Genomic DNA, 24,999 nt, shown 5'->3' with positions numbered 1-24,999 from the left:
CTAGTCCTCGTAGTCGGTGTCCACCACCACGTTGTAGGTGTAGGCGGGGTACTTGCGTTTCATAGCGTCGGTTACCTGGGTACGGATAGCGTCGTCGTCGGCGTGGAAGTCGATCATCATGTCGAAGTACACCGTCTTGGTCTGGTCGTCCACGTAGAAGCCGTGCACTTGCAAGATCTTCGGATCCTCCTTCGCCAGCGCCTCCAAATCGGCGCGCATCGGGGCGAACGCGCCCGTCGTGTTGGCGGCGTACACGCCCACCGTGGCCATGATGCGGAACTTCTCGGCCAGCCCCTCGGATATCTTGCGCGTCAGAGCGTGAATCTCGCGGGCGTTCATGTCGTCGTCCACCTCGATGTGCAGCGAGCCGATCACCTCATTGGGCCCGAAGTTATCGAGCACCACGTCGTACGTGCCGCGCACTTCGGGAAACCCGTTCGCATAGGCCTCGATGGCTTCCACGAGCTTCTTATCCTCGGGAAGCCCGATGATGGGCGCCAGCGCGTCGCGCAGCACCTCCACGCCGGCCTTGCATACCACCAGCGAGATAATAAGGCCCACCGCGCCGTCGATGTTGAGCCCCCAGAAGTTCTGGGCAGCGGCCACCACCAGCGTGCCCGCCGACAACACGGCGTCGTAGTTGGAATCCACCCCCGAGGCAATGAGCGCCTCGCAGTCGGTCTTGTCGCCGAAACGCTTGAACATGATGCCGATGAATATCTTCGCCAGAATGGCCACCACGATGACCGTGATGGTAAGGACCGAGTAGCTCGGCGTGCCGGGATGGATGATCTTCACCACCGACTCGCGCAGCGAGATGAGGCCGGCCACCAGGATGATGACGGCGATGACCACGCTCGTGAGATACTCCACACGCCCGTAGCCGAAGGGGTGACGGCGGTCGGGGCGGCGCCCGGCCAGCTTCGTGCCCACAATGGTGATGATGGACGAGAGGGCATCGGTGGCGTTGTTTACGCCGTCCAAGATGATGGCGATGGAGTGGGACGCGAAGCCCACGGCCATCTTGAAGGCCACGAGCAGCAGATTGCCCACGATGCCATAGATGCTCGCCTTGACGATCTCGAACTCGCGATTCATAACCATCACCTTCGATATATTATGTGCGCCTTCCTGGCTCATATCAGATTATAGTCCCCGGCGAACCCGGCATGGTCTCGGGCCAAGTAGCCTTTGCAATGCAGTTCGGCAACTTCCCGCCTACAGCGCCTCCCAGACAGTCGGAACACCGCCTACCGCGGGCTATATTCTCTTGCTGAAGCACCGCTTCTCTCTGCCCGTACCCGAGATCAGGAGGCACCTATGTCCACTGCACCGACCGCAACGACCGCCGAGAACGCCAACCTCACCGACGGGTTCCACGTTCTCGTCCAGTCGCTGCTGAAGAACCACCTCGACAGAATGTACGGCGTCATCGGCATCCCTGTGACCGACGTGGCGCGCATCGCCCAGGCGAAGGGCATCCGCTACATCGGCCTGCGCCACGAGTCCGACGCCGGCAACGCCGCCGCGGCCGAGGGCTTCATCACCGGCAAGCCCGGCGTGTACCTGACGGTATCGGCCCCCGGCTTCATGAACGGCCTCATCCCGCTGAAGGAGGCCACCGAGAACGGCTGGCCGGTCATCATGCTGTCCGGCTCGTCGTCCCGCGAGCTCATCGACATGGGCGAGGGCGACTACGAGGGCATGGACCAGCTGAACTTTGCCAAGCCCTTCTCGAAGGCCGCCTACCGTGTGGATAAGATCGAGGACATCCCGCTCGTGGTGGCTCGCGCCATCCGCGCGGCCTGCTCGGGACGCCCCGGCGGCGTGTACATCGACCTGCCGGGCGACACGCTCGGCCAGACCATCGCCCAGGACGTGGCCGAAAGCCTCCTGTACGAGGTAAACGACCCCGCTCCGGCCCAGATTCCGGCCCCGTCGGTGATCGAGAGCGCCATGGAGCTTCTGGCCAGCGCGAAGAAACCCCTCATCTACATCGGCAAGGGCGCAGCCTACGCCCAGTGCGAGGACGAGGTGCGCCAGTTCGTGGAATCCACCGGCGCACCGTACCTGGCCATGTCCATGGCCAAGGGCGTCCTTCCCGACGACCACCCGCAGAACGCCGCCAGCGCCCGCGGCATGACCATGCGCGAGGCCGACGTGGTGGTGCTGCTCGGCGCGCGCCTGAACTGGATGCTCAACTTCGGCAAGGGCAAGCACTGGAACGAGAACGTGAAGTTCATCCAGGTGGACATCGACCCCACCGAGATCGACAACTCCCGCTACATCGCGGCTCCCGTGGTGGGCGACCTCAAGTCCACCGTGAGGCTGTTCAACGACTACCTGGCCGCGCATCCCTACAAGGCCGATCCCGCGTGGCTTGAGGCCATCCAGGCCGACTCGGCCAAGAACAACGCCCGCTTCAGCGGGGCGGAGGCAGCCGACACCGTGCCCATGACCCACTACAACGCGCTCGGCGCCATCAAGAAGGTCACCGACGCCAACCACGACGTGTACATCGCCAACGAGGGCGCCAATGCGCTGGACGACTGCCGCGACATCATCGACATGTACCTGCCCCGCCACCGCCTGGACTGCGGCACCTGGGGCGTGATGGGCGTGGGCCTGCCTTACGCCATCGGCGCGGCCGCGACCACGGGCAAGCCCGTCATCTCCATCCACGGCGACTCGGCCTTCGGCTTCGACGGCATGGAGGTGGAGACCATCTGCCGCTACAACCTGCCCGTGACGGTGGTGGTGCTGAACAACGGCGGCATCTACCGCGGCGACTTCAAGAACCTCGGCACCGACGGCGACCCCTCGCCGCTGACGCTGTCGGCCTGCGCCCACTACGAGAAGCTCATGGAGGCCTTCGGAGGCACCGGCTACTACGCCACCACCCCGGCCGAGGCGGAGAAGTACGTGGCCGAGGGTGTGGCCAGCGGCAAGCCCACCATGGTGTGCTGCGAGCTGTCCATCCACGCCGGCAAGGAGTCGGGCCACATCACCTACTTGAACCCGCAGCCCGTCACCGGCCCCCTCGTCGGCAACGAGCAAGAAGACCTCGCCGAGCACCGCGAGAACGGCAAACTCGTCGATTAAGGAAGGCATCAACTGCGGCTGACATGTCTCCCATTCCCCACGAGCCATGTCGAATGCGCCCTCGACAATGACCGAGTGTAGAGGGGCCGCGGGGCGCCTCGACCGAGCGAGTTCCGCAGCGACGAGAACAGGACTAAACGTCCTGTTCTCCAAAGCGAGGACTGCAGAGCGAATCGAGGTGCCCCACGGCCCCGACCGGCGCAGAGTCCCAAGATAACATCAACCGAGAAAGAAGGCCCAAAATGGGAGACATCGGTAACATCATCATCGCCGACATCCTGCCGATCTTCGCCATCATGATCCTCGGCTACCTCGGCGGCAAATTGCACAAGTTCGATAACGACCAGATGCAGGGCCTGAACAAGGTCGTGCTGGACATCGCCCTGCCGGCGGCCCTGTTCCTCTCCATCACCAAGGCCACCCGCGAGATGCTGTTCAGCGACCTTCCCCTCACCCTCGTGAGCCTGGTCGTGGTCATCGGCATGTTCATGCTCAGCTTCTTTTTGTGCTGGAAGATGTTCAAGCACAACATCGCCGAGGCCGGCGTCTGCGCCCTTATCGCCGGATCGCCCACCATCGGCTTTCTGGGCTTCGCCGTGCTTGACCCGGTGTTCGGCACCGGCACTCAGACGGGCCTCGTGGTGGCCATCGTGGCTATCATCGTGAACGCCATTACCATTCCCATCGGCTTCTACCTGGTGAACAAGGGCTTGAACGCCGAGGCCGCGGGCAAGACGAAACTCGCCGCCACGGGCACGGCCGCCGTTGCGGGCAAGGGCACGTCCGCCGCGCCCGCACCGGCCAAGAAGGCCCACAACTCCAACCTGGACGCCGTCATCAAGTCGCTGAAGCAGCCGGTGGTGTGGGTGCCTATCCTGGCCGTGGTCATGGTGCTCGTCGGCATCAAGTTCCCCGCCGAGCTGGACCCCTGCTTCAGCCTCATCGCCAAGGCCAACTCCGGCTTGGCCGTGTTCGCCGCCGGCATCGCGCTGTCCACCGTGAAGTTCAGCCTGGGCAAGGAGACCATCTGGAACGTGTTCTACCGCAACCTGCTCACCCCGGCCATCGGCCTGGCGCTGGGCCTGGTGTGCGGTATCCACGGCGTGATGCTGCAGATGCTCGTGCTGGCCATCGCCCTGCCCCCGGCGTTCTCCGGCATCATCATCTCCAGCCGCTACAACATCTACGTCCGCGAGGGCGCGTCCACCGTGGCCGTGTCCACCTTGGCCTTCGCCGCCACCATGCCCCTCTGGATCGTCGTAACCCCCATGATCGAGCACCTCTTCGGCGCATAAGGGCCACCCCGACAACCAGATCCACCTGAAAACAGGACGCTTTACCCGGTAAGGCGTCCTGTTTTCTTCCTTCAGAGACCTCCCCGAAAAGATGCCCCTGCTTGGCATCCCCCGGTACTTCTCTCTAGTATTTCCTGGTCACATCGGGCCCGAATTTGCATCGATGCAGAATCGAAGCCGATTTGACCGGATCCGCTGCATAAAGCTTGGTCATATGACCACATTTTCTGCAATCTGACACGAGAAACCTGCTCATATCGAGCCCCAACTCGCATTGATGCAGAAAAGGGGCCGATTTGACCGGGTGGAATTCTGCACCTGTATCGAGTCAGCGAAACGCCCGCCTTCTTTTGGCATTGCGATACCCCCTCTCCTGAACCCGATGAGAAATCTTCAACAGTTATCTCGCAGCTGGCCTACGGATGAAAGGGCAACGCCGCAGGACGTCTACTCCAGTCTACACTGGCTCTCAATCGGATTGTCGTCTTGGCCCAGTGTGTTCCATTTTGGAACACACTGGGCCTTGCCAGGGATCTATTGAGATTGCAACAGAGCGAGAGGAGCTCCCATGAGCACGCAGCGCAGAGCGGTCACGGGTATGGAGGCGGCGGCGAGTGCGGCCTATGCGTTGTCGGACGTGGCGGCTATCTTCCCCATCACGCCGGCCTCGCACATGGCCGAGAAGGTGGAATCGTGGGCGGCTGCGGGCCGCGAGAACTTCTTCGAGCACCCGGTAGTGGTGAAGGAGATGCAGTCGGAAAAGGGCGTGGCCGGCACGCTGCACGGCTGTTTGGCCGGCGGGGCGCTCGCCACTACCATGACGGCGAGCCAGGGTCTCATGCTCATGATCCCCAACATGTACAAGATATCCGGCGAGATGCTGCCCGGCGTGTTCCACATCACCACGCGCTCGTTGGCGGCCCACGCGCTGTCTATCTTCGGCGATCACCAGGACCTCATGGCCGTGCGCGCCACGGGCGTGGCCATGCTGGGCTCGGCCTCGGTGCAGGAATGCCAGGATCTCTCCTGGGTGGCGCACCTGTCGGCCATCGAGGGGAGCCTGCCCTTCGTGCACTTCTTCGACGGCTTCCGCACCTCTGACGAGGTGCAGACCATCGACGTGATAAACCCCGAAACCATGCGGCCGCTCGTGAACTGGCAGGCCGTGAGCGCCTTCCGCCACCGCGCCATGGACCCGGAGCACCCCGCCATCCGCGGCACCGCTCAGAACCCCGACATCTACTTCCAGAACCGCGAGGCCCCCAACGCCGCCTACGACGCGCTGCCGGGCATCGTGCAGAAGACCATGGACGCGCTGGCAGGCGTGTGCGGGCGGCAGTATCACCTGTTCGACTACGTGGGCGCCGCCGATGCCGAGCGCGTCATCGTCACCATGGCCTCCAGCTGCGAGACCGTGGAGGCCACCGTGCGCGCCCTCGTGGACGCCGGCGAGAAGGTGGGCCTCGTGAAGGTGCGCCTGTACCGCCCCTTCTCAGCCGAGCACCTGCTGGCGGCCCTGCCGGCCACCGCACGCGTCGTGTGCGCACTGGACCGCACGAAGGAGCCGGGCAGCCTGGGCGAGCCGCTCTTCCTGGACGTGCAGGCCGCCGTGGCCGCCGTGCGCCCGAACGTGCGCGTCATCGGGGGTCGCTACGGACTCTCCTCCAAGGAGTTCACGCCGGCTCAAGCCAAAGCGGTCTTCGACACCATGGCCGCACCCGAGCCGAAGACGCGCTTCACCGTGGGCATCAACGACGACGTGACCCACCTGTCGCTGCCCGTGCCCGCCTGGGAGCCCGCGCCCTCCCAGCCGCTCACCCAGGCCGTCTTCTACGGCTTCGGCTCCGACGGCACCGTGAGCGCCAACAAAGTGGCGGCCCGCATCGTGAGCGATGCCGCGGGCAAGTTCGTGCAGGAGTACTCCTGGTTCGACTCGAAGAAATCGGGCGGCCTCACCATCTCCTATATGCGCTTCGGCGAGGCGCCCGTGCACGAACCCTGGCTTATCACGAGCGCCGATTACCTGGCCTGCCACAAGGACATCTACGTGAAGCGCGGCTACGATATGCTCGATCGCCTGCGCGACGGGGGCACCTTCGTGCTGAACGCACCCTGGGCCTCCGTGCACGAGCTGGACGCGGCGCTCCCCGCGAAGCTGCGGCGCGCCATCGCCGCCAAGCACGCCGACTTCTACGTCATCGACGCCGCCAAGCTGGCCGCCGATGAGGGGCTGGGGCCGCGCATCAACATGATCATGCAGACGGTGTTCTTCCGCCTGACCCGCGTGATGGACTTCGATGAGGCGGTGCAGCTGCTAAAGGAGAACGTGGCTACCGTGTACGCCTCGAAGGGAGCCGACGTGGTGGCCCGCGACCAGCAGGCCATCGATAAGGCCGCGGATGCCCTCGTGAGAATCGGCTACCCGAAAAGCTGGGAGCACGCCCGCGACGATGGTGCCGCGCCGAGCGACTACGCCGCCGGTACCGGGACCGCCCCGGCCGTGCGCCTAGGGTCAGTGCCCGGGGAGGATGCCTTCATCAAGAACGTCTTCCGCCCCTTGGACGAGCTGCGCGGTGATGAGCTGCCCGTGAGCGCCCTGGCCCCCGACGGCATCGTGCCGCCCGGGTCGGCTGCCTGCGAGAAGCGCTGCGTGGCCTACGAGATTCCCGCCTGGGACGCCACCAAGTGCGTGGAGTGCTACGAATGCTCGCTCGTGTGCCCCCACGCCGCCATCCGCCCCTACGTGGCCACAGCCGACGAGCTCGCCGGCGCGCCGACCGCCTTCGCCACCAAGCCCGCGCGGCTTCCGCAACTGGCCGGCATGGCCTTCCGCATTCAGGTGTACCCGGAAGACTGCGTGGGCTGCGGCAGCTGCGCCGACAACTGCCCGGCCCCGGGCAAGGCGCTCACCATGCAGCCGCTGGCCAGCCAACTTGCCACCCAAAAGGAAAACCTCGCCTTCGCCCAGGCCAACATCGCGCTGAAGGACGACCGCGTGCCCACCGATTCCGTTCCCGGCACCCAGCTGCAGAAACCGCTGCTGGAGTTCTCCGGCTGCTGCGGCGGCTGCGGAGAGACCCCCTACGTGAAGCTGCTCACCCAGCTGTTCGGCGACCGCCTCATCATCGCGAACGCCACGGGCTGCTCCTCTATCTGGGGCGCCTACATGCCCTCGATGCCCTACACGGTGAAGCCGAACGGTCACGGTCCGGCCTGGGGAAACTCGCTGTTCGAGGACAACGGGGAATTCGGCTACGGCATCGCCAAGGCCGTGAAGGTGCGCCGGCGCCATCTTACCGACCTCGTGAAGCGGGCCGTGGGAGAGGAGATCCCGTCTGCGACGACGTTCGTCGACCCCGTCGGCGAGGACGCGCAGCAAGGCATTGCCGGAGGTGCGCCCGCACAGACAGCCCCGAGCGCGTCGGGCGCCGGCACGCCGACAGGTGGCACGCCGGCCTTCTCCCCCACCACGACGGCGCTTCTGCGCGACTGGCTGGCCGCGGCTGACGACGCCGACGCCGCCTATGACCTGGGCCAGGCGGCCCAGCGGGCGCTGCAAGCCGAGCGGGAGCGCCTTGCCGAGAGCGACCCTGCCCGCGCGTTGGCCGACGAGATCCTCGACTACGGCGAGATGTTCGGGAAGAAGAGCGTGTGGGCCGTGGGCGGCGACGGCTGGGCCTACGACATCGGCTTCGGCGGTCTGGATGAGGTGCTGGCCTCGGGCGAGAACATCAACGTGCTCGTGCTGGACACCGAGGGCTACTCCAACACCGGCGGCGAGATGTCGAAGGCCACGGAGCTGGGCAGCGTGTCCGGCTTCACCTTAGACGGCAAGCCAACGCCGCGCAAGGATCTGGGCCGCATGATGATGCAGTACGACTACGTGTACGTGGCCCAGGTGTGCCTCGGTGCCGACATGGAGCAGACCATCCGCGCCCTGCGCGAGGCCGAGGCCTACGACGGGCCCTCCATCGTCATCGCGCTGTGCCCGTGCATCAGCTGGGGCATCAAGGGCGGCATGAGCACAAACTTGCGCGTGGCCCGCGAGGGCGTGCACGCCGGCTACTGGCCGCTTTTCCGCTTCAACCCCATGCTGGCCGCCGCGGGCAAAGACCCGCTTGCCGTGGACTACCAGGCTCCCGATGATGGGCTTGACGACTTCCTCGCCAAGCAGGACCGCTTCGCGTCGCTGCTGGCCCGCGACCCAGCCCGCGCCCGCACGCTGCACAGCGAGCTTTCCAAAGACCTCGCCCGCGAGTACACCGAGCTGGAACGCGAAGTAAAGGTGTACGAGCCCGAGAGCAACTGAGCACAGCCGGCGATCTCCCGACAGAGGAGCCCTTGCAGGCGCGATCGGCCGCGAGCGACAAGGGCCTTCGAGAGCGACAAGGGCCTTCGAGCAAGCGCGCCTGCCACATCGAAATACAGCTCCGACACACCAGAGCCCCGCCGACGGTTCCCCGAAGGCGGGGCTCTAGACGAGGGAGGCGCTCCCGCCGATGCAGCCACCGGCACAGGCGCCTTCCGTTTCTTCGCCGCCGTTTTCCTTAGGCGACGGCAATGTCGAGCCAGGTGTAGCGGACAGTCGGAACAACAAGGCCCTCGGTGTCCTTATGGTAGTCCCCTTCGACGCGACCGTAGGCCAGGTAATTCTTCCCCTCGCGGTCTTTGGCATCCAGCCAGCTCTTCGGGACGGAGAACCCAACCGTGAGGTCGGCCATCTCCTTGTCGTCGAAGGAGAACGAGAGCGCGTCCTTCTCGGTATCGTCGTCGGATTGGGGGACGATGAAGCCCACGGGAATGCGCTCGGGGCCCACGTACATGAAATCGGCCTTGAAGAGGTCCATGTGCGAGTTCGCTTGGTGCATATGTTCCTCCTAACGGTTTTCCCTAACGTCCTGGACGCGACGATGAGGCCGCCGGCGTTAGCTTTGCTTGAGGTTGATCATGGGATAGCATCCCGAACAATCAGGGTCTCGCACCATTACTGCCTTTTTATTCGTACTTGTGCAAAACTCTCAATCAACGTTTAACATTGACTGGCCACTCCAATATACTCCGACGTGACCAGGGGAAAGAAGCCGCATCGCTCTTCTGTTGCCTTACGGTTAGCTGGCCATTCAGCGCGAGACCAGAGTTCGTGCCATAACGTGAAAAGCCTCCCAACTATGACAACGAACCGCCTCCCATTTCTTTGACATGAAAGAAGGGAGGCGGTTCGTCTTTTGCGGAGGCTCTTCGAAAGGAGCTGGCAGGGCGTGCTACTCTTCCGGCTCGAAGTCGTCGAGCTCGTCGGTTTCGTCGTAGATGTAATCCAAGAGGTCGCCCGGCTTGCAATCGAGCTCGCGGCACAGAGCGCCCAGCGTGGAAAAACGGATGGCCTTGATCTTTCCCGTCTTGATGCGCGACAGGTTGTTCTGCGACAATCCGATGCGCTCAGCCAGATCGTTCGAGGCCATCTTGCGGCGGGCCAGCATGACATCCAGGTTAACGATCACGCCCATGACACAACCACCCTACGCCGTCTCATCCGCAAGCTCCTGCAGCGTCTTGCCGTAGTTCAAGATATACGAGAACAGGAAGAAGGCCCCCGTTGCCACCAGTGCGCCAAAGTTAATATGAAAATCGATAGAATCCTGGCCGCCCTCGAAGCCCACAGCAAGTGAGCTCGACGACGCAAGAATGGGAGAGGTTATGGGATCCCAAACCAAACCGAGGAGGGTAAAGGCCAGCATAAGCCATCCCGCTCTCGTAATCCTCTTAACTTGCACTTTGCAAAAAGGTGTCATTCCCCTCGAAACATCATAGGCCAGACGAGCACAAAGCACATAGACAGCGAACATAACGGCTGTCTCGACGAGGGAGTAGATAGCCCCTACGGCAAGAGCCGGGTCAGAAAAAACGCTTTCCCCAACAACCACCTGAAGCACGAAAAACAAAATGGCAAACAGCGCCGAAAAAGCTGCTGCACATGAGAAAACGATGCAGAATACCTTGCCAGCCCGATTTGCTTTACTGAGCGAGGCGTTTATCATCCGCGCCTCTCTGTTCGTTCCCACCGCAGCCCTTTCGATCTTTCCCTAATTAGCTATAAGCGTATTATATCTGAGCCAGCCGCACCTTGGAAAATGCTCGGGTGTTTGCAGCTTTTTCCGAAGCGGCGGTGAGCATCTCTTCCCTTTTGGGCAGCTTTGCAAAACCTTGGCTAATGCAAATACCAGCAACTCCGATCTTGTGGCAAATCGACTTCACGTTCGGGTTAGTGTGAAACAGCATGATGATCCTCCTTTGTTAGATGCCGTTCTATCTGGTCGAAAACCCCGCTGAAAAACGCACGGTGCGTTTCGCAGTAGGGATCTTCCCGTGTTTGGGCGCCCAAGGTGCGGGCGCGGCAACCGCCGCCGCACAGCCACCGAAAGTCGCAGGCGGAACATGCGCTCTCCGCATCCCAGGCATGGACGCGCTCGGCCATTGCCAGCCGCTCCTCACACGTCGGGCTGTCGCCGGTGAACACGTTGCCCATGCAGAAGCGCGCATCGTGCATCATGTGGCACGGGTACACGCTCCCATCGGCCGCCACGCTCAGCGAGGTTATGCCTGCACCGCAGTTGTCCCGACAGGCCAGGCCGCAGGCCAGCGATTCCACCGCCACCTCTTCCCCGCCCTCGGCCGCCTCAAGCATCAGCCGGGCCAGCCGATGCAAATCATCCCCGCGCGGCAGCAGGTCGTGGCGCACTTCCCCCGTGCTCGTAGGCGATAGCAAGCTGAAGCCCACCTGCACGCCGAGCGCATCCGCCAAGGCGATGTAGCGCGGAACGTCCTCCATGTTCCAGCGGTGCAGCGTGGGCGTGATGCAAACGGACATGCCCGCATCCTGAGCCGCGCGCGCAAATGCGACCAGCTCGTCGAAGCGCTGCTCGCCCCGCACCCATGCCGCATCATCGGCAGAGGCCCCGTCGAAGGAGACCGACAGCATCGAAACGAAGGGAGCGCACGCCTGCAAAAGCACAGGGTCCAGCACGGTGCCGTTCGTCAATACGTTTATGGACGGAATGCCGAACTCGATGGCAGCCGCCTCCAGCACCGCCGGCAGATCGTCGCGCAGGAAGGGCTCGCCACCGGAAACGTTCAGCTCGTCGATCCCCTGGCGAGAGAGAAAGCGCAGAGCGCGCCTCAGCTCGCCCACGGTCGGATCGGGCAAGCGGTTGCGATGCCCTTCCCACGAATAGCATCCTTCGCAGCATAGATTGCAACGGTGGGTCACATGCAGGTAGGCGCTGCGCACCCACGGCAGCCGCCGGGCTCCGTAAGCGCCCTGCCGCAGCTGATCGGCCAGCGCCCCATGGACGCCCGCCACCGCGTCAAGCGGCACCTCGCCCGCGGCAAAGGCGCGGGCCACAGCCACCTCGTCGTCGGACAGCCCGATCAGGTGCCCGGTGGCAGGATTGCCCATCATGGGAACGCGCCCGACCCGAAAGAACCTTATCTCGTTTTCCACGTTGCTCCGCTTTCGCCCAAACCGGAAATTGCCGAATGAAAGACGCTCCTCCACAGTGTCCCCCATTTCTCGCCGTCAAGACGGCTCAGATTCACAATGATTTATTGATGATTGTTCATAAACTCAACATATCTACTGATCATCGCCCCATAATTCCTCCAGTAGAGCACTGAGAAAATTTACCTTGCCTGCTCTTGCCCAAAGTAGCATATATGGAACACCTTTCTGCAAATCAATGTTTATCATCCATTCATCACCATTTTTCGATGACACTTTGAGGCGACTATGAACATCGAGCAGCTAAACTACATTCGCTATGCGGTAGAGCTAGAGAGTTACGCCCAGGCAGGCGAGCTGCTTCATGTCACGCCCCAGGCCATTGCAAGGGTCGTGAGCGAAACGGAAAAACTCTGCGGGCAGCCGCTGACCGAGCGCAAGGGACGCTCCATTCAGGCCACTTCGTTCGGCCGCGCCTTCGCTCGGCATGTGCGCAATGTCTCCGCCGCTTATGAGGAATTGTGCGCGTTCGCGAATCTCGACGAGGGATCCCTCTGCGAAGACGGCCTTTAAGTTAAGACGTCATCCGTCCTATCGCTCGGGCATTTCCCGCGCGTCGTCTCTCCCGTTTCTCGGGTGCTCGTCGAAAAGATTCTCGATGGTCAGGCCGAGCCCGTCGAGAATCTTATCCAGATTGCGCAGGGTCAGATTGCCCTCTTCGGCTTCGAAACGGCAAATCTGCACCCGGCTCAGCCCGGCGATTTGACCGAACTCCGCCTGACTCCAACCCTGCTCTTCCCGCAAGGTCCGTACGCGACTCGCAATGATATGTTTCGTATCGCCCATGGGCAAAAGGGTAGCGACCGCGCCCACGGAACCAGTATCATATATGTTACTTACAGGTGAATCAGCCTAAAGAATGCCCCAACGCGTCAATGCGCAAACCCCTGGATGACGGCGAAGCGGCTACACGCCGCGAAAAAGCTCCTCCAGCGTTACGCCGAGACAGTCGGCAATCTTCGCCGTCGAGCGCAGCGTAAGATTTTTCTTCCCCGCCTCAATCTCGCTCATATAGGATTTCGTCATATGAGCCATGTCGGCAAGTTGCCCTTGGGGTATGCCCTGGGACACGCGAATATCGCGAATACGACGGCCGACTTTGCTCTAAACATTTTTCATGAACCCAAGGCTAACGCGCCTTGGAAAACATCATCCGGTTATATATGAACTCTGAGCGAATGGCGGCAAATATGCAAACACCGAGCCCCAAAAGGGGCTCGGCGCGGGCAACAAATGTCACATTGTGTGGGACGGAAAAGCTACTTGGCCGCCTTCTGCTGTGCCTGGTACTCCGCGTAGGTGATGACCTTCACCGCCGGATTGCTCGGCGTGGTGGGCGCCTCGAGCACACCCTTCTCGGTGAACTCCTTTACCTGATCGGCGGTATATCCCAAGCTCTCCAAAATCTCGGCGTTGTTCTCGCCCAGGTCAGGCGCACGGGTGTAATCGGGCGTGAAGTTAGACATGGTGAAGGGCAAGCCGATGGTCTTGAACTTGCCGCGGGCACCGCCCTGATCGATCTCGGGGATAGTGCCGTCGGCCAGAAGGTCTGGGTCGTTCTCGATCTCGTACCAATCGAGCACCGGCCCCACCGGCACACCGGCTGCGCCGAGCTTGTCGGTCAGCTCGTACTTGTCGTATTGCTTGGTGTACTCCTCGATGATGGGATACAGCTCGTCCTTGTGCAGCTGGCGGTTGCTCCACGGCGTGAACTTCGGATCGGTGGCCAACTCGGGCTTGCCAATGGCCTCGCACAGGCCCTTGAAGGCCTTCTCGGAGTTCTGCACCACGATGTACACGTAGGCGTTCGGGTCGGTTTCCCAGCCCTTGGCCTTGTAGCACCAACCGATGACCTGACCGCCCTCGGTGTTCTCGGCACGCGGGATGGCACGGCCCCAATTCCAATCGGGATACACCTCGTAGTGCGGCAGCGCACCCAGGTTGTCCAACATGATCTGGTCGCGCAGCTTGATGCGACACAGGTTCAGCACGGCGTTCTGCATGGACTGGTACACGTAGCAGCCCTCGCCAGTGCGCTCACGCTGCAGCAGCGCCGACAGCACGCCGATGGTCAGGTGCATGCCGGTGTTGGAGTCGCCCAAAGCCGCAGCAGACTGGGTGGGCACGTTGAAGGAGCCCTCGTTCCAGCCGGTCGTGGAGGCGGCACCGCCGGCCGACTGGGCCACGGGCTCGAAGGCCTTCACGTGAGAGAAACGGCTTTTCTGGCCGAAGCCCTTCAGCGACGCCATGATGCAGCGCGGGTTGATGGCGTGCACCTGTTCCCAACCGAAGCCCAGCTTCTCCACATCACCCGGGCCGATGTTCTCGATGAACAGGTCGGCCTCCTTCAGCAGCTTCGTGAGCACTTCCTTGCCCTCGGGCGTCTTCACGTTCAGCGTGAGCGACTTCTTGCCGGAGTTCAGCTGCAAGTAGTACACGCTCCAGGAATCGGCGATGTCCAGCAGCTCGGTACGGGTCGGGTCGCCGCCAGGACGCTCGATCTTAATGACTTCGGCGCCCATCCAGGCAAGTAGCTGGGTGCAGGAGGGGCCCGACTGAACCTCGGTCCAGTCGATGACCTTGATACCCGCCAAGGGGGCGGTGGAATTCGCGTTTGTTGTAGTCACGGGAACACCTCGCTTCTCAAAGGATTTACAATGGAGCACAGCATGTATTCTATGGAGCGCCCGCGGCTCGGATCAGCGGTCGCGACCTTTGTCAACAAGCGGTTTGCAGCCCGTGGACGGACGGGAAGATGGCCAGAGCGACCGTCGCACACCGGCCAAAACCAGCCCGCAGCCGCCGCTCGCAAATGGAAAGGACGGTGCCCGGTGGGCGCGGAGAGTCAAAAGCTGAAGCTCTTGTACCTGATGCAAATGCTCTACGAGCAAACCGACGAGGCCCACGGGCTGACTACGCCGGAGCTCATCGAGGGCCTCGCCGAGCGCGGGATCGATGCGGAGCGCAAGTCCGTCTACCGCGATATCGAGACGCTGCGCTCCTTCGGCATGGACATCGTGAAGCTGCCCACCCGCCCGGTGAGCTACGCCCTAGGCTCGCGCACCTTCTCAGGCGCCGAACTCATGCTGCTTACCGACGCGGTGCAGTCCTCGCGCTTCCTCACCCAGCGCATGGCCAACCGCCTGGCTGCCGGCGTGGCCACCTTAGGTTCGCGCCACCAGGTGCGCTCGCTCAAGAAGCACGTGCACGTGGAGGGCCGCATCAAAATGCAGAACGAGTCGGTGTTCCACCACGTAGACACCATCCACGAGGCCTTAAGCCAGCGGCGCAAGGTGGCCTTCCGCTACGTGAAGTACGATGCGGCCAAGCGCCCCGTGCCCCAGAAGGAGGGTCGCACCTACTGCGAGACGCCCGTGCGCCTCATCTACTCGGAAGGCTGCTACTACCTTATCGCCTACAACGACAAACATGAGAGCTTCCCCACCTATCGCGTAGATCGCATGCAGGGCCTGCGCATCGCCGACGAGCCGGCCGCCCGCAACCAGGCCATCGCCACCTTCGATGCCGAGGCCTACAGCGCCCGCACGTTCTCCATGTTCGGCGGCACGACGCAGCGCGTGACCCTGCGTGTGGACGAGTCGGTTATGGGGGCCCTCATCGACCGCTTCGGCAAGGACGTGGAGAGCACCGTGGCCGAAGACGGCGCGGCGCGGGCCTACGTGACCGTGGCGCCGAGCCCCGTGTTCTTCGGCTGGCTCGCCCAGTTCGGCCGCGCCATGCGCATCGAAGCGCCCGCCGCCCTCGTCGCCGAGTATGCGGCCTATCTGCGAGAGATCCTCGAAGACTACGCGTAGGGCTGACCGCCTCGAGCATTCCGACCGAGAAAACCGCCTTTCGTGCCGACGACGCTCGCGCAAGACCGCCGACACAACCGTCGCCCTCTCATAGGAGGCGCTCTGCACGCCACAAGATCGCTGCGTTTCCGTAATCGCACTTTCTGTGCAGTAAACTCCGCGAAATAGATGCGAAGGGAACCTCCCTGGCACTTGCCAGCCAGGGAGGTTCCCTTCACCTGGGAAAACATCTAGATGGAAATCATCGACGCGCGAACCCGGAGCAGCCTATATCTATCTCGCGGAGTTTACTGCACAATTTCACTTCTTTCAGAAACAAAACGGGGCCGGAGAAGCCGCGGGATCGACGATCGCAGCGTCGCACCGTGCCTCCCGCGCAAAGGCGGCTATCCGGCCTTCCCGATGTCGCTGCGCCTACTCGAAGTCGAACATAGCGGTGGACAGGTAGCGCTCGCCGGTGTCGGGCAGGATGACCACGATAGTCTTGCCGGCGTTCTCGGGACGCTGGGCCAGCTTGGTGGCCGCGGCCACCGCGGCCCCCGAGGAGATGCCCACCAACAGGCCGTCGTGGGCCGCCAGCTCGCGCCCGGCGGCGAAGGCCTCCTCGTCGGTGATGGCGATCACCTCGTCGTAGATGTCGGTGTTCAGCGTGTCGGGCACGAACCCGGCGCCAATGCCCTGGATCTTGTGGGAGCCCGCGCGCCCCTCAGAAAGCACCGGCGAGCCGGCCGGCTCCACAGCCACCACCTGGATGTCCGGGTTCTGGGCCTTCAGGTAGGCCCCGGTGCCCGAAATGGTGCCGCCGGTGCCCACGCCGGCCACGAGGATGTCCACCGTCCCGTCGGTATCCTCCCAGATCTCGGGCCCGGTGGTGCGCTCGTGCACGGCGGGATTCGCCGCATTGGTGAACTGCGAGGGAATGAACGAGTTGGGAATCTCGGCGGCCAGCTCATCAGCTTTGGCGATGGCGCCCTTCATGCCCTTGGCGCCCTCGGTGAGCACGAGCTCGGCCCCATAGGCGCGCATGAGGTTGCGCCGTTCCTGGGACATGGTCTCGGGCATGGTGATGATGATGCGGTTGCCCCGCACCGCCGCCAAAGCCGCCAGGCCGATGCCGGTGTTGCCAGACGTGGGCTCGATGAGCACCGTCTCGTCGTCGATGAGCCCGGCGGCCTCAGCCGCCTCGATCATGGCGAGGGCGGCGCGGTCCTTCACCGAGCCGGTGGGGTTGAAGGACTCCACCTTCCCGAGCAGCGTAGCCGGCACGCCGCAGGCCCGCTCGTAATTGGCCAGCTCCACCAGGGGCGTGTGCCCGATCAGCTCGGCAATGCTCTTGTGCACGTTCATGGAAAGTCCTTTCGCTTGCAACTCTTCCCGGTCGGGACCACGGGGTATCCTGATTCGCTCAAACAGTCCTCGCTTTGGAGAACAGCCCACTGGACTGTTCTCGTCGCTGCGGAACTCGCTCGGTCAGAACGCCCCGTGTTCCCCCTACGCTCTACCTCAGCCGAGGTGCGGCAGGGAGGAATTTCGGGTGGGCTCACCAAGCGAGTTCCGCAGCGTGCATCCCATGTACGCGAGGACTGTCCGAGCGACTGAGCATTACCCGAAAGTCCGACCGGCGGTGACTTTTGATGGGCCCATCGTACCTGTCAACGAACCTCCGTCAACCGAGAAGGCCATAGGGGTTTTCGATGGCCGATCCCGCGAAACAGATGCCGCCGCTTAGAATTTCACCAGGCCGCTTTCCCGATAGCGGTATATAATTCCTAGAAAGTTACTAGACTTTAACGAGCACCCGAGAACCACGGAGCACCCCATGACCCTCCAACAGCTGCGCTACCTCATCGCCATTGCCAGCCACGGCTCCATCAGCGCCGCGGCCCACACGCTCTACGTGTCGCAGTCGAGCCTGTCAGTGGCCGTGCGCGACATCGAGCGCGAGACCGGCGTCACCATCTTCGAGCGCTCCAACCGCGGCATCACGCTCACGAGCGACGGCGTGGAGCTGCTCGGCTACGCGCGGCAAGTGGTGGAGCAGGCTGACCTCATGGCCCAGCGCTATTCCGGTCGCGGCGATGGGGGCAACCAGGCCCAGCGCCTCGCCATCACCTCCCAGCACTACGCCTTCGTCGTGGAGGCCTTCCTGGAGCTGGCCGAGGAATACGAGGAGGACGCCTACAACTTCTCCCTGCGCGAGACCCGCACCGCCGAGGTCATCGAGGACGTGCGCGATTTCCGCAGCGATTTGGGCGTGCTCTACCTGTCGTCGTTCAACGAGAGCGTCATCGGCCACGCCCTAGACGATGCGAACCTCTCGTTCAACCTGCTGTTCTCCGCCCAGCCCCATATCTTCGTGAGCGCGAGCCATCCCCTGGCCGAGCGAACCGAGGTCACCCTGGACGACTTGGCAGCCTGGCCGCGCTACGCCTTCGAGCAGGGCAACGCCAACTCGTTCTTCTATGCCGAGGAGCCCTTCGCCGAGCTGCCCCACGGCAAGCGCATCGCCGTGAGCGACCGGGGCACGCTATCGAACCTGCTGGCCCACCATGATGGCTACACCATCTCCACCGGCATGCTGTCGAGCGAGATGCACACGGGCATTGCCAGCGTTCCTTTGGCCACCAAGGAGCTCATGCGCGTGGGCTACATCGTGCATAACGAACGCCAGCTGTCTGATTTGGCCCAACGCTACATCGAGAAGCTAAGCCTGTTCGTGGAAGGCTACCAGATCGGCCTGGCGGGCCTGTAGGCAGCGCCCGCGGCCCACCCGAGAGCCGCCGAGCGGCCTTCTCAATCCCGCGGCTCCATATCCAGCAGGTCGAACAGCTCCTGGCGCGTGTGGATGTCGAGCTTCTGGTAGATATGGCGCACGTGGGCCTTCGCGGTGCCGTTGGCGATAACGAGCTCTCGCTCGATGATGCCCACGGTCTTATGCTGCGCCAAGAGGAGCAGTACCTCCTCTTCCCGGGCCGAGAGCTTATAGCGCCGCGCTATCTCGGCGCAACGGTCGGCCAGCTCCTGCTTGCGGGCCAAGGCCGCCGAATCGGTGCCGCCCGAGAGGAAATTCGCGCCCCAGCGGCTCGTGAGATCACGCTCCGAGAGGAGGATAGTCGTTGCCGCCACCACGGCCACCAGGGCCAGCAACGCCACGGCCATATCCCCCATCGCGCCCAGCACCTCCTGGCTCTCCACCGCATCCGCCGTCATGCGCCCGAGCCACATGACCACCTGGCGCACCCCGCGCTCGATGCCGAACAGCCAGATAGCCGACACGCCGAAGCGGTAGCAGATGTTCGCCATGATGAGCATGATGATGATCGACTGGGCCGTATAGGCGCCGCTCATGCAGAAGTTCGCGGCCTGGCCCTGCACATAGCCGAACAGCGGCACGATGGTGAGGGCCACCACCACGAGCGGCAGAGCGACCCGGTATATGAGGCTGAAGTCGAAGCGGCCGCCGCGCATGGCGACGCCGAGGTAGACGAGCAGCGCCACCACCACGGCCCCGGGCGCAGAATGGGGACCGAAGGGACCTTGGTACATACCGCCCTCCAGCAGGCCGTAACCGAAGGCATAGGCCGCCATGAACAGCACCGCCTTCCACGGCACCGAGAAGCGGCTCCACGATGTGGAGGGCAGCTCGGCCGCAGGCAGGCTCGCAAAGGCCCGACGCGCCATCAGCAACGACGCCGCCGGCAGGAGCGCCGTCATGGCGAACAGCCACGGCAGCATAAAGCCGCGGTACACATACAGCACCAAGGCACCCGCCGCAATGGAGGCGGAGTAGTACAGGGCGACGCGCAGGGGATTCAGGCAGCTGTACAGCTCGCTCCAAACGAGAATGGCGAGGGCAATGCCGAAGCCGCCGAGCAGCGCCGAGGGCACCCCCAAAGCCGAGGCCGCCTCCACGTGCCAGCAGGAGACGAACATCAGCACCGTGGAGGCGATCAGGGCCGCCGCGCACAGCGCGAACACGCTTCGCTTGTTGAAGAAGGGGCCGATATGGCGCGCCAGCAGCGTGCAGCCCAGGGCCGTGGCCACCATCGTCCAGTCGAACAGGTCGCGCACCGGCACGCTTGAGGCCGGAAAGCCGACGAACGAGCCCACGAAGACGATCTCGATCCAAGCGCGATACACCCCCAGCCCCAAAAAGGCCACCGGCACGCACAGCGCCGACCACGGCACGCGCCGACCGTTGTGGCGGCCGGCTTCCTCTCCGTCCCGTTCGATTTCCACCGCGGCGTCCTCTCTCGCCGCCGACCCGCGCTCAGCCCTCACTGCAAATCCACCCTCACTGTAGAACCTCCCTCCGCCATCGGGGAGCCCCCGACCACTCCACGATTATAGAAGATAGAATCCCGCGCTATTCCCTCATTGCGGATACTTCTGCTCATAATTGGAAAAATAGGGGGTTATACCAGGGGGTTATATACCTGATCAGAAAGGGGTTACGTTTTTTACACCCCCGAATCCCGCGACGGACGATGGGCAGGACGGCCCCGAGGCGCTAGGGTACGAGCAGCGCCCGCAATGCGATGGGGCGCAACCGGTCTATTCACTAGGAGGGAAACTATGACCACCATTTCTCGTCGCGACCTGTTCAAGTTCGGCGGCGTGGCGGCCGCCGGCGTGGCGGGTGCCAGCATGCTGGGTGCCTGCTCGCCCCAGCAGCCTACCGCGGCCACTGGCACCGGCTCCGAGAGCGCTGCCGTCGCCGACGGAACCCCGGCGTTCTTCGTGAAGCCCGAGCCCATTACCGACATCGCCGAGACGAAGGACTACGACGTCGTCGTCATCGGAGCCGGCGCCGCCGGCGTACCCGCCGCCATCTCCGCCTTCGAGGCGGGGGCCAAGGTGGCCCTGCTGCAGAAGGAGGCCACGGCGGTCTCCCAGGGCAACACGTGCGATTCCATCATCGTCGAGGAAACGGCTCCCGGCGGCGTGGAGGCCGTGGTCTCCCTCGTCAACGCCGACTGCTGCCACCTGTCCGATCGCGAGCAGGTGCGCCTGTGGGCCTACAACTCCGGCGAGGCCCTGAAGTGGCTGTGGGGCATCGGTGAGAAGGCCGGCGCGCAGATGGTGGACTCCACCGCGAAGTGGACCGGCGCCATCAAGAACATCAACGGCTACGACGTGTCCTACTTCGCCTTCGACTTCGGGCCGAAGCCCTACAACACCGGCGACGGCATGCGCGACATCGCCGATTGGGCCGAGCAGCAGGGCGTCGAGATCTTCTACTCCACCCCGGCCGCCCAGCTCGTGCAGAATGAATCCGGCGCCGTCACCGGCGTCATCGCCGAGGGTGCTGACGGCTACATCCAGTTCAACGCCGCCAAGGGCGTCATCGTGGCTACGGGCGACTACGAGAACGACGACGAGATGATGGCCTACTACGAGCCGGCCATGGCCAATATCTACCGCAAGGAGCAGAACAAGACCGGCGACGGCCAGAAGATGATGGTCTGGGCCGGGGCGAAGATGGAGGATGCCTGCGGCTCCAAGGTGCAGCACGACTTCGATGCAGGCCCGGGCTCCATGGCTGACATGCCCTTCCTCGCCGTGAAGAACGACGGCACGCGCTTCTGCAACGAGGCAGCCTGCGAGATGGCCGTCATGGGCAACTTCCTGCGCAGCGAGGCCGACCAGGGCTGGTACTCCCAGATCTTCGACAGCAACTATATGGCCGACACCGAGGGCTGGCCGGGCGTGGCCCTGCCGCCGGAGGCCATGGCCAGCTACATGCCCGAGGTCGAGGGCGAGAAGACCGGCGTCTACGAGAGCCTCATCAACACCTTCTCCGCCGATACCCTGGAAGAGCTCGGCGAGAAGCTGGGACTGACCGACGTGCCGACCTTCGTCGCGACCGTCGAGCGCTACAACGAGCTGGCCGAAGGCGGCGTCGACGAGGACATGGGCAAGCCCGCCCAGTTCCTGAAGGCCATCAAGCAGCCGCCGTTCTATGGCATCCATCGCCACATCGGCCTGTCCACCATCATCCACGGCGTGAATGTGAACGCCGATATGCAGGCCCTCAACGACGAGGGCGAGCCCATTGAGGGCCTCTACGCCATCGGCAACTGCGCCGGCAACTTCTTCGGAAGCCCCGACTACCCCATGACGGTGCCCGGCCTGTCCCTGGGCCGCTGCCACACCCAGGGCTACGTCGTCGGCCGCGCGGTGGCCAGCAAGTAAAACGATCCCGCACCCTCCCCTTCCAGGGGCCGCCCTCCTCCCGGGCGGCCCCTGCCCTTTTCTCCACATCGGTCGCTCGAGAGCCGGCGGACGAACATTTCGCAGATAGCGGAATTTAACCACCGTACAACAGGGGCCGTAGTAGAATAGGGCCAACACCCGTTTCGTCGTAAAGGAACTTTCCATGGCCCCAGAGCCGGACGATAGCGCCTCCGCCCTCGCCGCGCTGGGCATCGAGGGCGTGCTCTCCCACATGCCCGGCGGCTTTTTCGTCTACCGGGCCGATACCGACGAAGGCCTTATCTACGCTAACGAGGCCTGCTGCCGTATCTTCGGCTGCGATGACCTATCCGCCTTCAAAAGGCTCACCGGCTTCACCTTCCCCGGCATGGTCCACCCCGACGACATTGTCCGGGTTGAGGACTCCATCGCCCGCCAGATCGCGGCCGACCAGTTCGACATGGACTACGTAGAGTACCGCATCGTGCGCTCCGACGGAGCCGTGCGCTGGATCGAGGATTACGGCCACTATGTGGAAACCAAGGCCGGCCCCCTTTTCTACGTGTTCATCAACGACGGCACCGAGAAGCACGAGCGGCATCGCAAAGAGCTCGCCTCCGTAAGCGCCGAGCTCGCCGAGGCCCACGTGCGCGAGGCAGAGCATCGCAGCATGCTGCGCGGGGCGCTGTCCCAAGCCGAAGCGGCCAATGTGGCGAAGAACGCCTTCCTCTCAAACATGAGCCACGACATCCGCACGCCGCTGAACGCCGTAGTGGGCTACGCCGAGCTCATCCGCGCGCACCTGGACGAAGCCGAGCGCGTGCGCGCCTACACCGATCGCGTGCTAGACGCTTCGCACCAGCTGCTCGATGTGGTGAACGAAACCCTGGAGATCAGCCGCATGGAGGCAGGCCATGTGCAGCTGGTAATGGCCGAGTGCTCGCTCTCCTCCGCCGTCGAGCAGGTGCGGCGCGATTTCGCCGAGACCGCGGAGCGCCGCGGCATCGCCCTGGAAGCCGACGTGTCCGGCATCGTGCACGATCGCGTTGAGGCCGACGTCGTGCGCCTCACGCACCTGCTTTCCCAACTGGTCGACAACGCCGTGAAGTACTCGCCGCCCCGTACCACCGTGCGCATCGTCGCCAGCGAAGAGCCGGGCAGTGCCGGCGGGTTCTCCACTTTCCGCCTCACCGTGGCCGACGAGGGCATCGGCATGGACGCGGCCTTCACCGACCGCATGTGCCTGCCTTTCGAACGCGAGAACAACACGACGGCCTCGGGCGTGCAGGGTACCGGTCTCGGCCTGACCATCGTGCGGAGCATCCTCGATCTCATGCAGGGCGATCTCTCCGTGGAAAGCACGCCGGACGCAGGCTCGGTGTTCACCGTCACGCTCACGCTGCGCGTGACCCACGCCGATGATGCGGGAGAGGCCTTCGGCCGCCGCGAGCGCACCGGCGAGGTGCGGCGCATCCTGCTCGTAGAGGACAACGAGCTGAACAGCGAGATTGCCTGCTGCCTTCTGGAGGACGCCGGCTACACGGTGGAAGTAGCGGAAAACGGGCAGGTGGCCGTCGAGCGGCTGGGCGGAGCTGCGCCGGACGCGTTCGATCTCGTGCTCATGGATATCCAGATGCCCGTGATGGACGGCTATGCGGCCGCCCGAGCCATTCGCGCGCTGCCCGACCCGCTGCGCTCCACCGTGCCCATCATCGCCGTGAGCGCGAACGCGTTTTCGGAGGATCGGAAACGCTCCCTGGAAAGCGGCATGGACGCCCATTTGGCCAAGCCCCTCGACATCCACCGGCTCGAGCGCCTCATCGCCACCGTCATCGGCTAGCAGATGGTGCCGCCGCCCACCACCACGTCGCCGTCGTAGAGCACCGCGGCCTGGCCGGGCGCAGCGGCCCGCTGGGGCTCGTCGAACACCACGCGCAGCTCATCGTCGCCCGTCTGCTCCACCGTCGCCGCCACGGAGCGCTGGCGGTAGTGGGTCTTCGCAGTCACCGCGCGCGGCGCCTCGATGCGCTCGACGGCGATGAGGTTCACATCGCGGGCCGTCACCTCGCGCACCTGCACCTCGGCGGCTGTGCCCACGACGAGCCGATTAGCCGCCGCGTCTTTCGCGAACACGTAGAGCGGCTCGGGGGCAGCCACGCCGATGCCCTTGCGCTGGCCTACGGTGTAATGGATGAGCCCCTTGTGCTCGCCGAGCACTGTCCCCGCGCGGTTCACGATCTCCCCCGGCTCGAAAGCTGCGCCGCACCCGCACCGCCGCCCTATGAAGGCGGCGTAGTCGCCGTCGGGCACGAAGCAGATGTCCTGGCTCTCGGGCTTCTCGGCCGTTGCGAAACCGTGGGCGCGGGCGAGCTCGCGCACCTCGGGCTTGGTCAGCTCGCCCAGGGGAAAGAGCATATGGGCGAGCGCGTCCTGGGTAAGGTGGTACAGCACGTAGCTCTGATCCTTCGCCGCATCCCGCGCCCGCAGAAGCCGCCAGCGGCCGGTTCGCGCATCCCAAGCGCGGCGAGCGTAGTGGCCCGTGGCCACAAAGCCAAGCCCCAGCTCGCGGCGGCGGCGCTGGAGAGCATCGAACTTCAGGAAGCGGTTGCAATCGATGCAGGGATTGGGCGTAGTGCCCCCAAGGTAGGCGCCGCAGAACCGGTCGATGACCGCCTCGCCGAACAGCTCGCCGAAATTGAACGTGTAGTGGGGCACGCCGAGGCGCCGGCACACGGCCCGGGCATCTTCCACATCATCGGCCGAGCAGCACGACGAGTCGCAGTCGGGCGCTACCACATCGGCGCCGAAGAGCTTCATGGTTGCGCCCGTCACCCCATAGCCGGCCTCACTGAGAAGCAGGGCGGCCACCGACGAGTCCACCCCGCCGCTCATCGCCATCATCACCGTGGGGCCCGCGCCCGCGGCGGCATCGTCGAAAGCTCCCCCGGGAAGAGGCGCCCTACCCTGCGCCTTTGCGGGCGCATTTTCCATCCGTTCGTCCATGGCGCCATCATAGCACGGGGGCTATAGGCTATGC

At 63.9% G+C, this 24,999-nt stretch carries 20 protein-coding genes; 8 read left to right on the top strand and 12 right to left on the bottom strand.

Features of this window, described 5'->3' with window-relative positions; genetic code table 11:
• Positions 1-1,098: a cation diffusion facilitator family transporter gene (locus C811_RS15090; RefSeq protein WP_016310576.1), complete on the bottom strand. Its 1,098-nt coding sequence runs from the start codon at positions 1,096-1,098 to the stop codon at positions 1-3.
• A 222-nt stretch (positions 1,099-1,320) separates the two neighbouring features.
• Here C811_RS15090 and oxc point away from each other — a divergent pair, with 222 nt between their 5' ends.
• The 3 genes from oxc to nifJ all read left to right on the top strand — a co-directional run bounded on the left by oxc (position 1,321) and on the right by nifJ (position 8,706).
• Positions 1,321-3,102 carry an oxalyl-CoA decarboxylase gene (gene oxc, locus C811_RS15085; RefSeq protein ID WP_016310575.1) on the top strand — a complete coding sequence of 594 codons (1,782 nt, stop codon included), beginning with the start codon at positions 1,321-1,323 and terminating at the stop codon, positions 3,100-3,102.
• Positions 3,103-3,344: 242 nt separating this feature from the next.
• Positions 3,345-4,397 carry an AEC family transporter gene (locus C811_RS15080; protein WP_016310574.1) on the top strand — a complete coding sequence of 351 codons (1,053 nt, stop codon included), beginning with the start codon at positions 3,345-3,347 and terminating at the stop codon, positions 4,395-4,397.
• Between the two features lie 568 nt (positions 4,398-4,965).
• A complete protein-coding gene (gene nifJ, locus C811_RS15075) occupies positions 4,966-8,706 on the top strand; it encodes a pyruvate:ferredoxin (flavodoxin) oxidoreductase (protein ID WP_016310573.1) in 3,741 nt (1,246 codons plus the stop codon).
• A gap of 238 nt (positions 8,707-8,944) precedes the next feature.
• Here nifJ and C811_RS15070 read toward each other — a convergent pair whose 3' ends face one another.
• From C811_RS15070 to C811_RS15060, 5 genes are all read right to left on the bottom strand, one after another.
• Entirely contained in the window at positions 8,945-9,265 is a 321-nt protein-coding gene (locus C811_RS15070) for a hypothetical protein (protein WP_016310572.1), read from the bottom strand.
• A 393-nt stretch (positions 9,266-9,658) separates the two neighbouring features.
• Complete coding sequence (locus C811_RS15065) at positions 9,659-9,901, bottom strand: helix-turn-helix domain-containing protein (protein WP_016310571.1); 243 nt, start codon at positions 9,899-9,901, stop codon at positions 9,659-9,661.
• Between the two features lie 12 nt (positions 9,902-9,913).
• Positions 9,914-10,456, bottom strand: a complete 543-nt coding sequence (locus tag C811_RS0104285) for a hypothetical protein (RefSeq protein ID WP_156997116.1) — start codon at positions 10,454-10,456, stop codon at positions 9,914-9,916.
• 40 nt (positions 10,457-10,496) lie between these two features.
• Positions 10,497-10,673, bottom strand: coding sequence for a hypothetical protein (locus C811_RS16785; RefSeq protein ID WP_016310569.1), 177 nt, complete (start codon positions 10,671-10,673; stop codon positions 10,497-10,499).
• The gene (locus C811_RS15060) at positions 10,657-11,895 is read right to left on the bottom strand and encodes a radical SAM/SPASM domain-containing protein (protein WP_022926697.1); all 1,239 of its coding nucleotides are present in this window, start codon (positions 11,893-11,895) and stop codon (positions 10,657-10,659) included. Before C811_RS15060 ends, C811_RS16785 begins: the two co-directional genes overlap by 17 nt.
• A 285-nt stretch (positions 11,896-12,180) precedes the next feature.
• On the opposite strand from C811_RS15060, the gene C811_RS15055 reads away from it, so the two are divergent.
• The gene (locus C811_RS15055) at positions 12,181-12,465 is read left to right on the top strand and encodes a LysR family transcriptional regulator (protein WP_016310567.1); all 285 of its coding nucleotides are present in this window, start codon (positions 12,181-12,183) and stop codon (positions 12,463-12,465) included.
• Positions 12,466-12,483: 18 nt separating this feature from the next.
• Here C811_RS15055 and C811_RS0104280 read toward each other — a convergent pair whose 3' ends face one another.
• The 3 genes from C811_RS0104280 to frc all read right to left on the bottom strand — a co-directional run bounded on the left by C811_RS0104280 (position 12,484) and on the right by frc (position 14,579).
• Positions 12,484-12,765, bottom strand: a complete 282-nt coding sequence (locus C811_RS0104280) for a helix-turn-helix domain-containing protein (protein WP_016310566.1) — start codon at positions 12,763-12,765, stop codon at positions 12,484-12,486.
• Positions 12,766-12,858: 93 nt separating this feature from the next.
• Positions 12,859-13,038: a helix-turn-helix domain-containing protein gene (locus C811_RS16380; RefSeq protein ID WP_031325552.1), complete on the bottom strand. Its 180-nt coding sequence runs from the start codon at positions 13,036-13,038 to the stop codon at positions 12,859-12,861.
• A 173-nt stretch (positions 13,039-13,211) separates the two neighbouring features.
• The gene (frc, locus tag C811_RS15050) at positions 13,212-14,579 is read right to left on the bottom strand and encodes a formyl-CoA transferase (RefSeq protein ID WP_016310565.1); all 1,368 of its coding nucleotides are present in this window, start codon (positions 14,577-14,579) and stop codon (positions 13,212-13,214) included.
• 204 nt (positions 14,580-14,783) lie between these two features.
• Here frc and C811_RS15045 point away from each other — a divergent pair, with 204 nt between their 5' ends.
• Positions 14,784-15,767, top strand: a complete 984-nt coding sequence (locus C811_RS15045; protein WP_016310564.1) for a helix-turn-helix transcriptional regulator — start codon at positions 14,784-14,786, stop codon at positions 15,765-15,767.
• A gap of 414 nt (positions 15,768-16,181) precedes the next feature.
• On the opposite strand, the gene cysK is transcribed toward C811_RS15045, so the two are convergent.
• Positions 16,182-17,114, bottom strand: coding sequence for a cysteine synthase A (gene cysK, locus C811_RS15040; protein WP_016310563.1), 933 nt, complete (start codon positions 17,112-17,114; stop codon positions 16,182-16,184).
• Between the two features lie 472 nt (positions 17,115-17,586).
• On the opposite strand from cysK, the gene C811_RS15035 reads away from it, so the two are divergent.
• Positions 17,587-18,519 carry a LysR family transcriptional regulator gene (locus tag C811_RS15035; protein WP_016310562.1) on the top strand — a complete coding sequence of 311 codons (933 nt, stop codon included), beginning with the start codon at positions 17,587-17,589 and terminating at the stop codon, positions 18,517-18,519.
• Between the two features lie 41 nt (positions 18,520-18,560).
• Here the strand turns inward: C811_RS15035 and C811_RS15030 are convergent, their stop codons facing one another.
• A complete protein-coding gene (locus C811_RS15030) occupies positions 18,561-20,006 on the bottom strand; it encodes a helix-turn-helix transcriptional regulator (RefSeq protein WP_016310561.1) in 1,446 nt (481 codons plus the stop codon).
• Positions 20,007-20,342: 336 nt separating this feature from the next.
• Between C811_RS15030 and C811_RS15025 the strand changes: the two genes are divergently transcribed.
• Both C811_RS15025 and C811_RS0104270 read left to right on the top strand, forming a co-directional pair.
• Entirely contained in the window at positions 20,343-21,962 is a 1,620-nt protein-coding gene (locus C811_RS15025; RefSeq protein WP_016310560.1) for an FAD-binding protein, read from the top strand.
• Between the two features lie 184 nt (positions 21,963-22,146).
• A complete protein-coding gene (locus tag C811_RS0104270) occupies positions 22,147-23,802 on the top strand; it encodes a PAS domain-containing hybrid sensor histidine kinase/response regulator (RefSeq protein WP_016310559.1) in 1,656 nt (551 codons plus the stop codon).
• Here the strand turns inward: C811_RS0104270 and mnmA are convergent.
• Positions 23,799-24,965, bottom strand: a complete 1,167-nt coding sequence (mnmA, locus tag C811_RS15020; RefSeq protein WP_244874331.1) for a tRNA 2-thiouridine(34) synthase MnmA — start codon at positions 24,963-24,965, stop codon at positions 23,799-23,801. The two genes, C811_RS0104270 and mnmA, sit on opposite strands and share 4 nt — an antisense overlap.
• Positions 24,966-24,999: the final 34 nt, after the last annotated feature.

Origin of the sequence: Adlercreutzia caecimuris B7, from assembly GCF_000403355.2 — a bacterium.
Lineage (GTDB): Bacteria > Actinomycetota > Coriobacteriia > Coriobacteriales > Eggerthellaceae > Adlercreutzia > Adlercreutzia caecimuris.
Note: the sequence above shows the minus strand (reverse complement) of the source record. Positions and strands in the feature narration are given on the sequence as shown.

Coding starts and splice junctions, on each gene's coding strand:
- C811_RS15090 (WP_016310576.1), bottom strand. CDS start 1,098: ATGAATCGCGAGTTCGAGATCGTCAAGGCGAGCATCTATGGCATCGTG.
- oxc (WP_016310575.1), top strand. CDS start 1,321: ATGTCCACTGCACCGACCGCAACGACCGCCGAGAACGCCAACCTCACC.
- C811_RS15080 (WP_016310574.1), top strand. CDS start 3,345: ATGGGAGACATCGGTAACATCATCATCGCCGACATCCTGCCGATCTTC.
- nifJ (WP_016310573.1), top strand. CDS start 4,966: ATGAGCACGCAGCGCAGAGCGGTCACGGGTATGGAGGCGGCGGCGAGT.
- C811_RS15070 (WP_016310572.1), bottom strand. CDS start 9,265: ATGCACCAAGCGAACTCGCACATGGACCTCTTCAAGGCCGATTTCATG.
- C811_RS15065 (WP_016310571.1), bottom strand. CDS start 9,901: ATGGGCGTGATCGTTAACCTGGATGTCATGCTGGCCCGCCGCAAGATG.
- C811_RS16785 (WP_016310569.1), bottom strand. CDS start 10,673: ATGCTGTTTCACACTAACCCGAACGTGAAGTCGATTTGCCACAAGATC.
- C811_RS15055 (WP_016310567.1), top strand. CDS start 12,181: ATGAACATCGAGCAGCTAAACTACATTCGCTATGCGGTAGAGCTAGAG.
- cysK (WP_016310563.1), bottom strand. CDS start 17,114: ATGAACGTGCACAAGAGCATTGCCGAGCTGATCGGGCACACGCCCCTG.
- C811_RS15035 (WP_016310562.1), top strand. CDS start 17,587: ATGACCCTCCAACAGCTGCGCTACCTCATCGCCATTGCCAGCCACGGC.
- C811_RS15025 (WP_016310560.1), top strand. CDS start 20,343: ATGACCACCATTTCTCGTCGCGACCTGTTCAAGTTCGGCGGCGTGGCG.
- C811_RS0104270 (WP_016310559.1), top strand. CDS start 22,147: ATGGCCCCAGAGCCGGACGATAGCGCCTCCGCCCTCGCCGCGCTGGGC.
- mnmA (WP_244874331.1), bottom strand. CDS start 24,965: ATGGACGAACGGATGGAAAATGCGCCCGCAAAGGCGCAGGGTAGGGCG.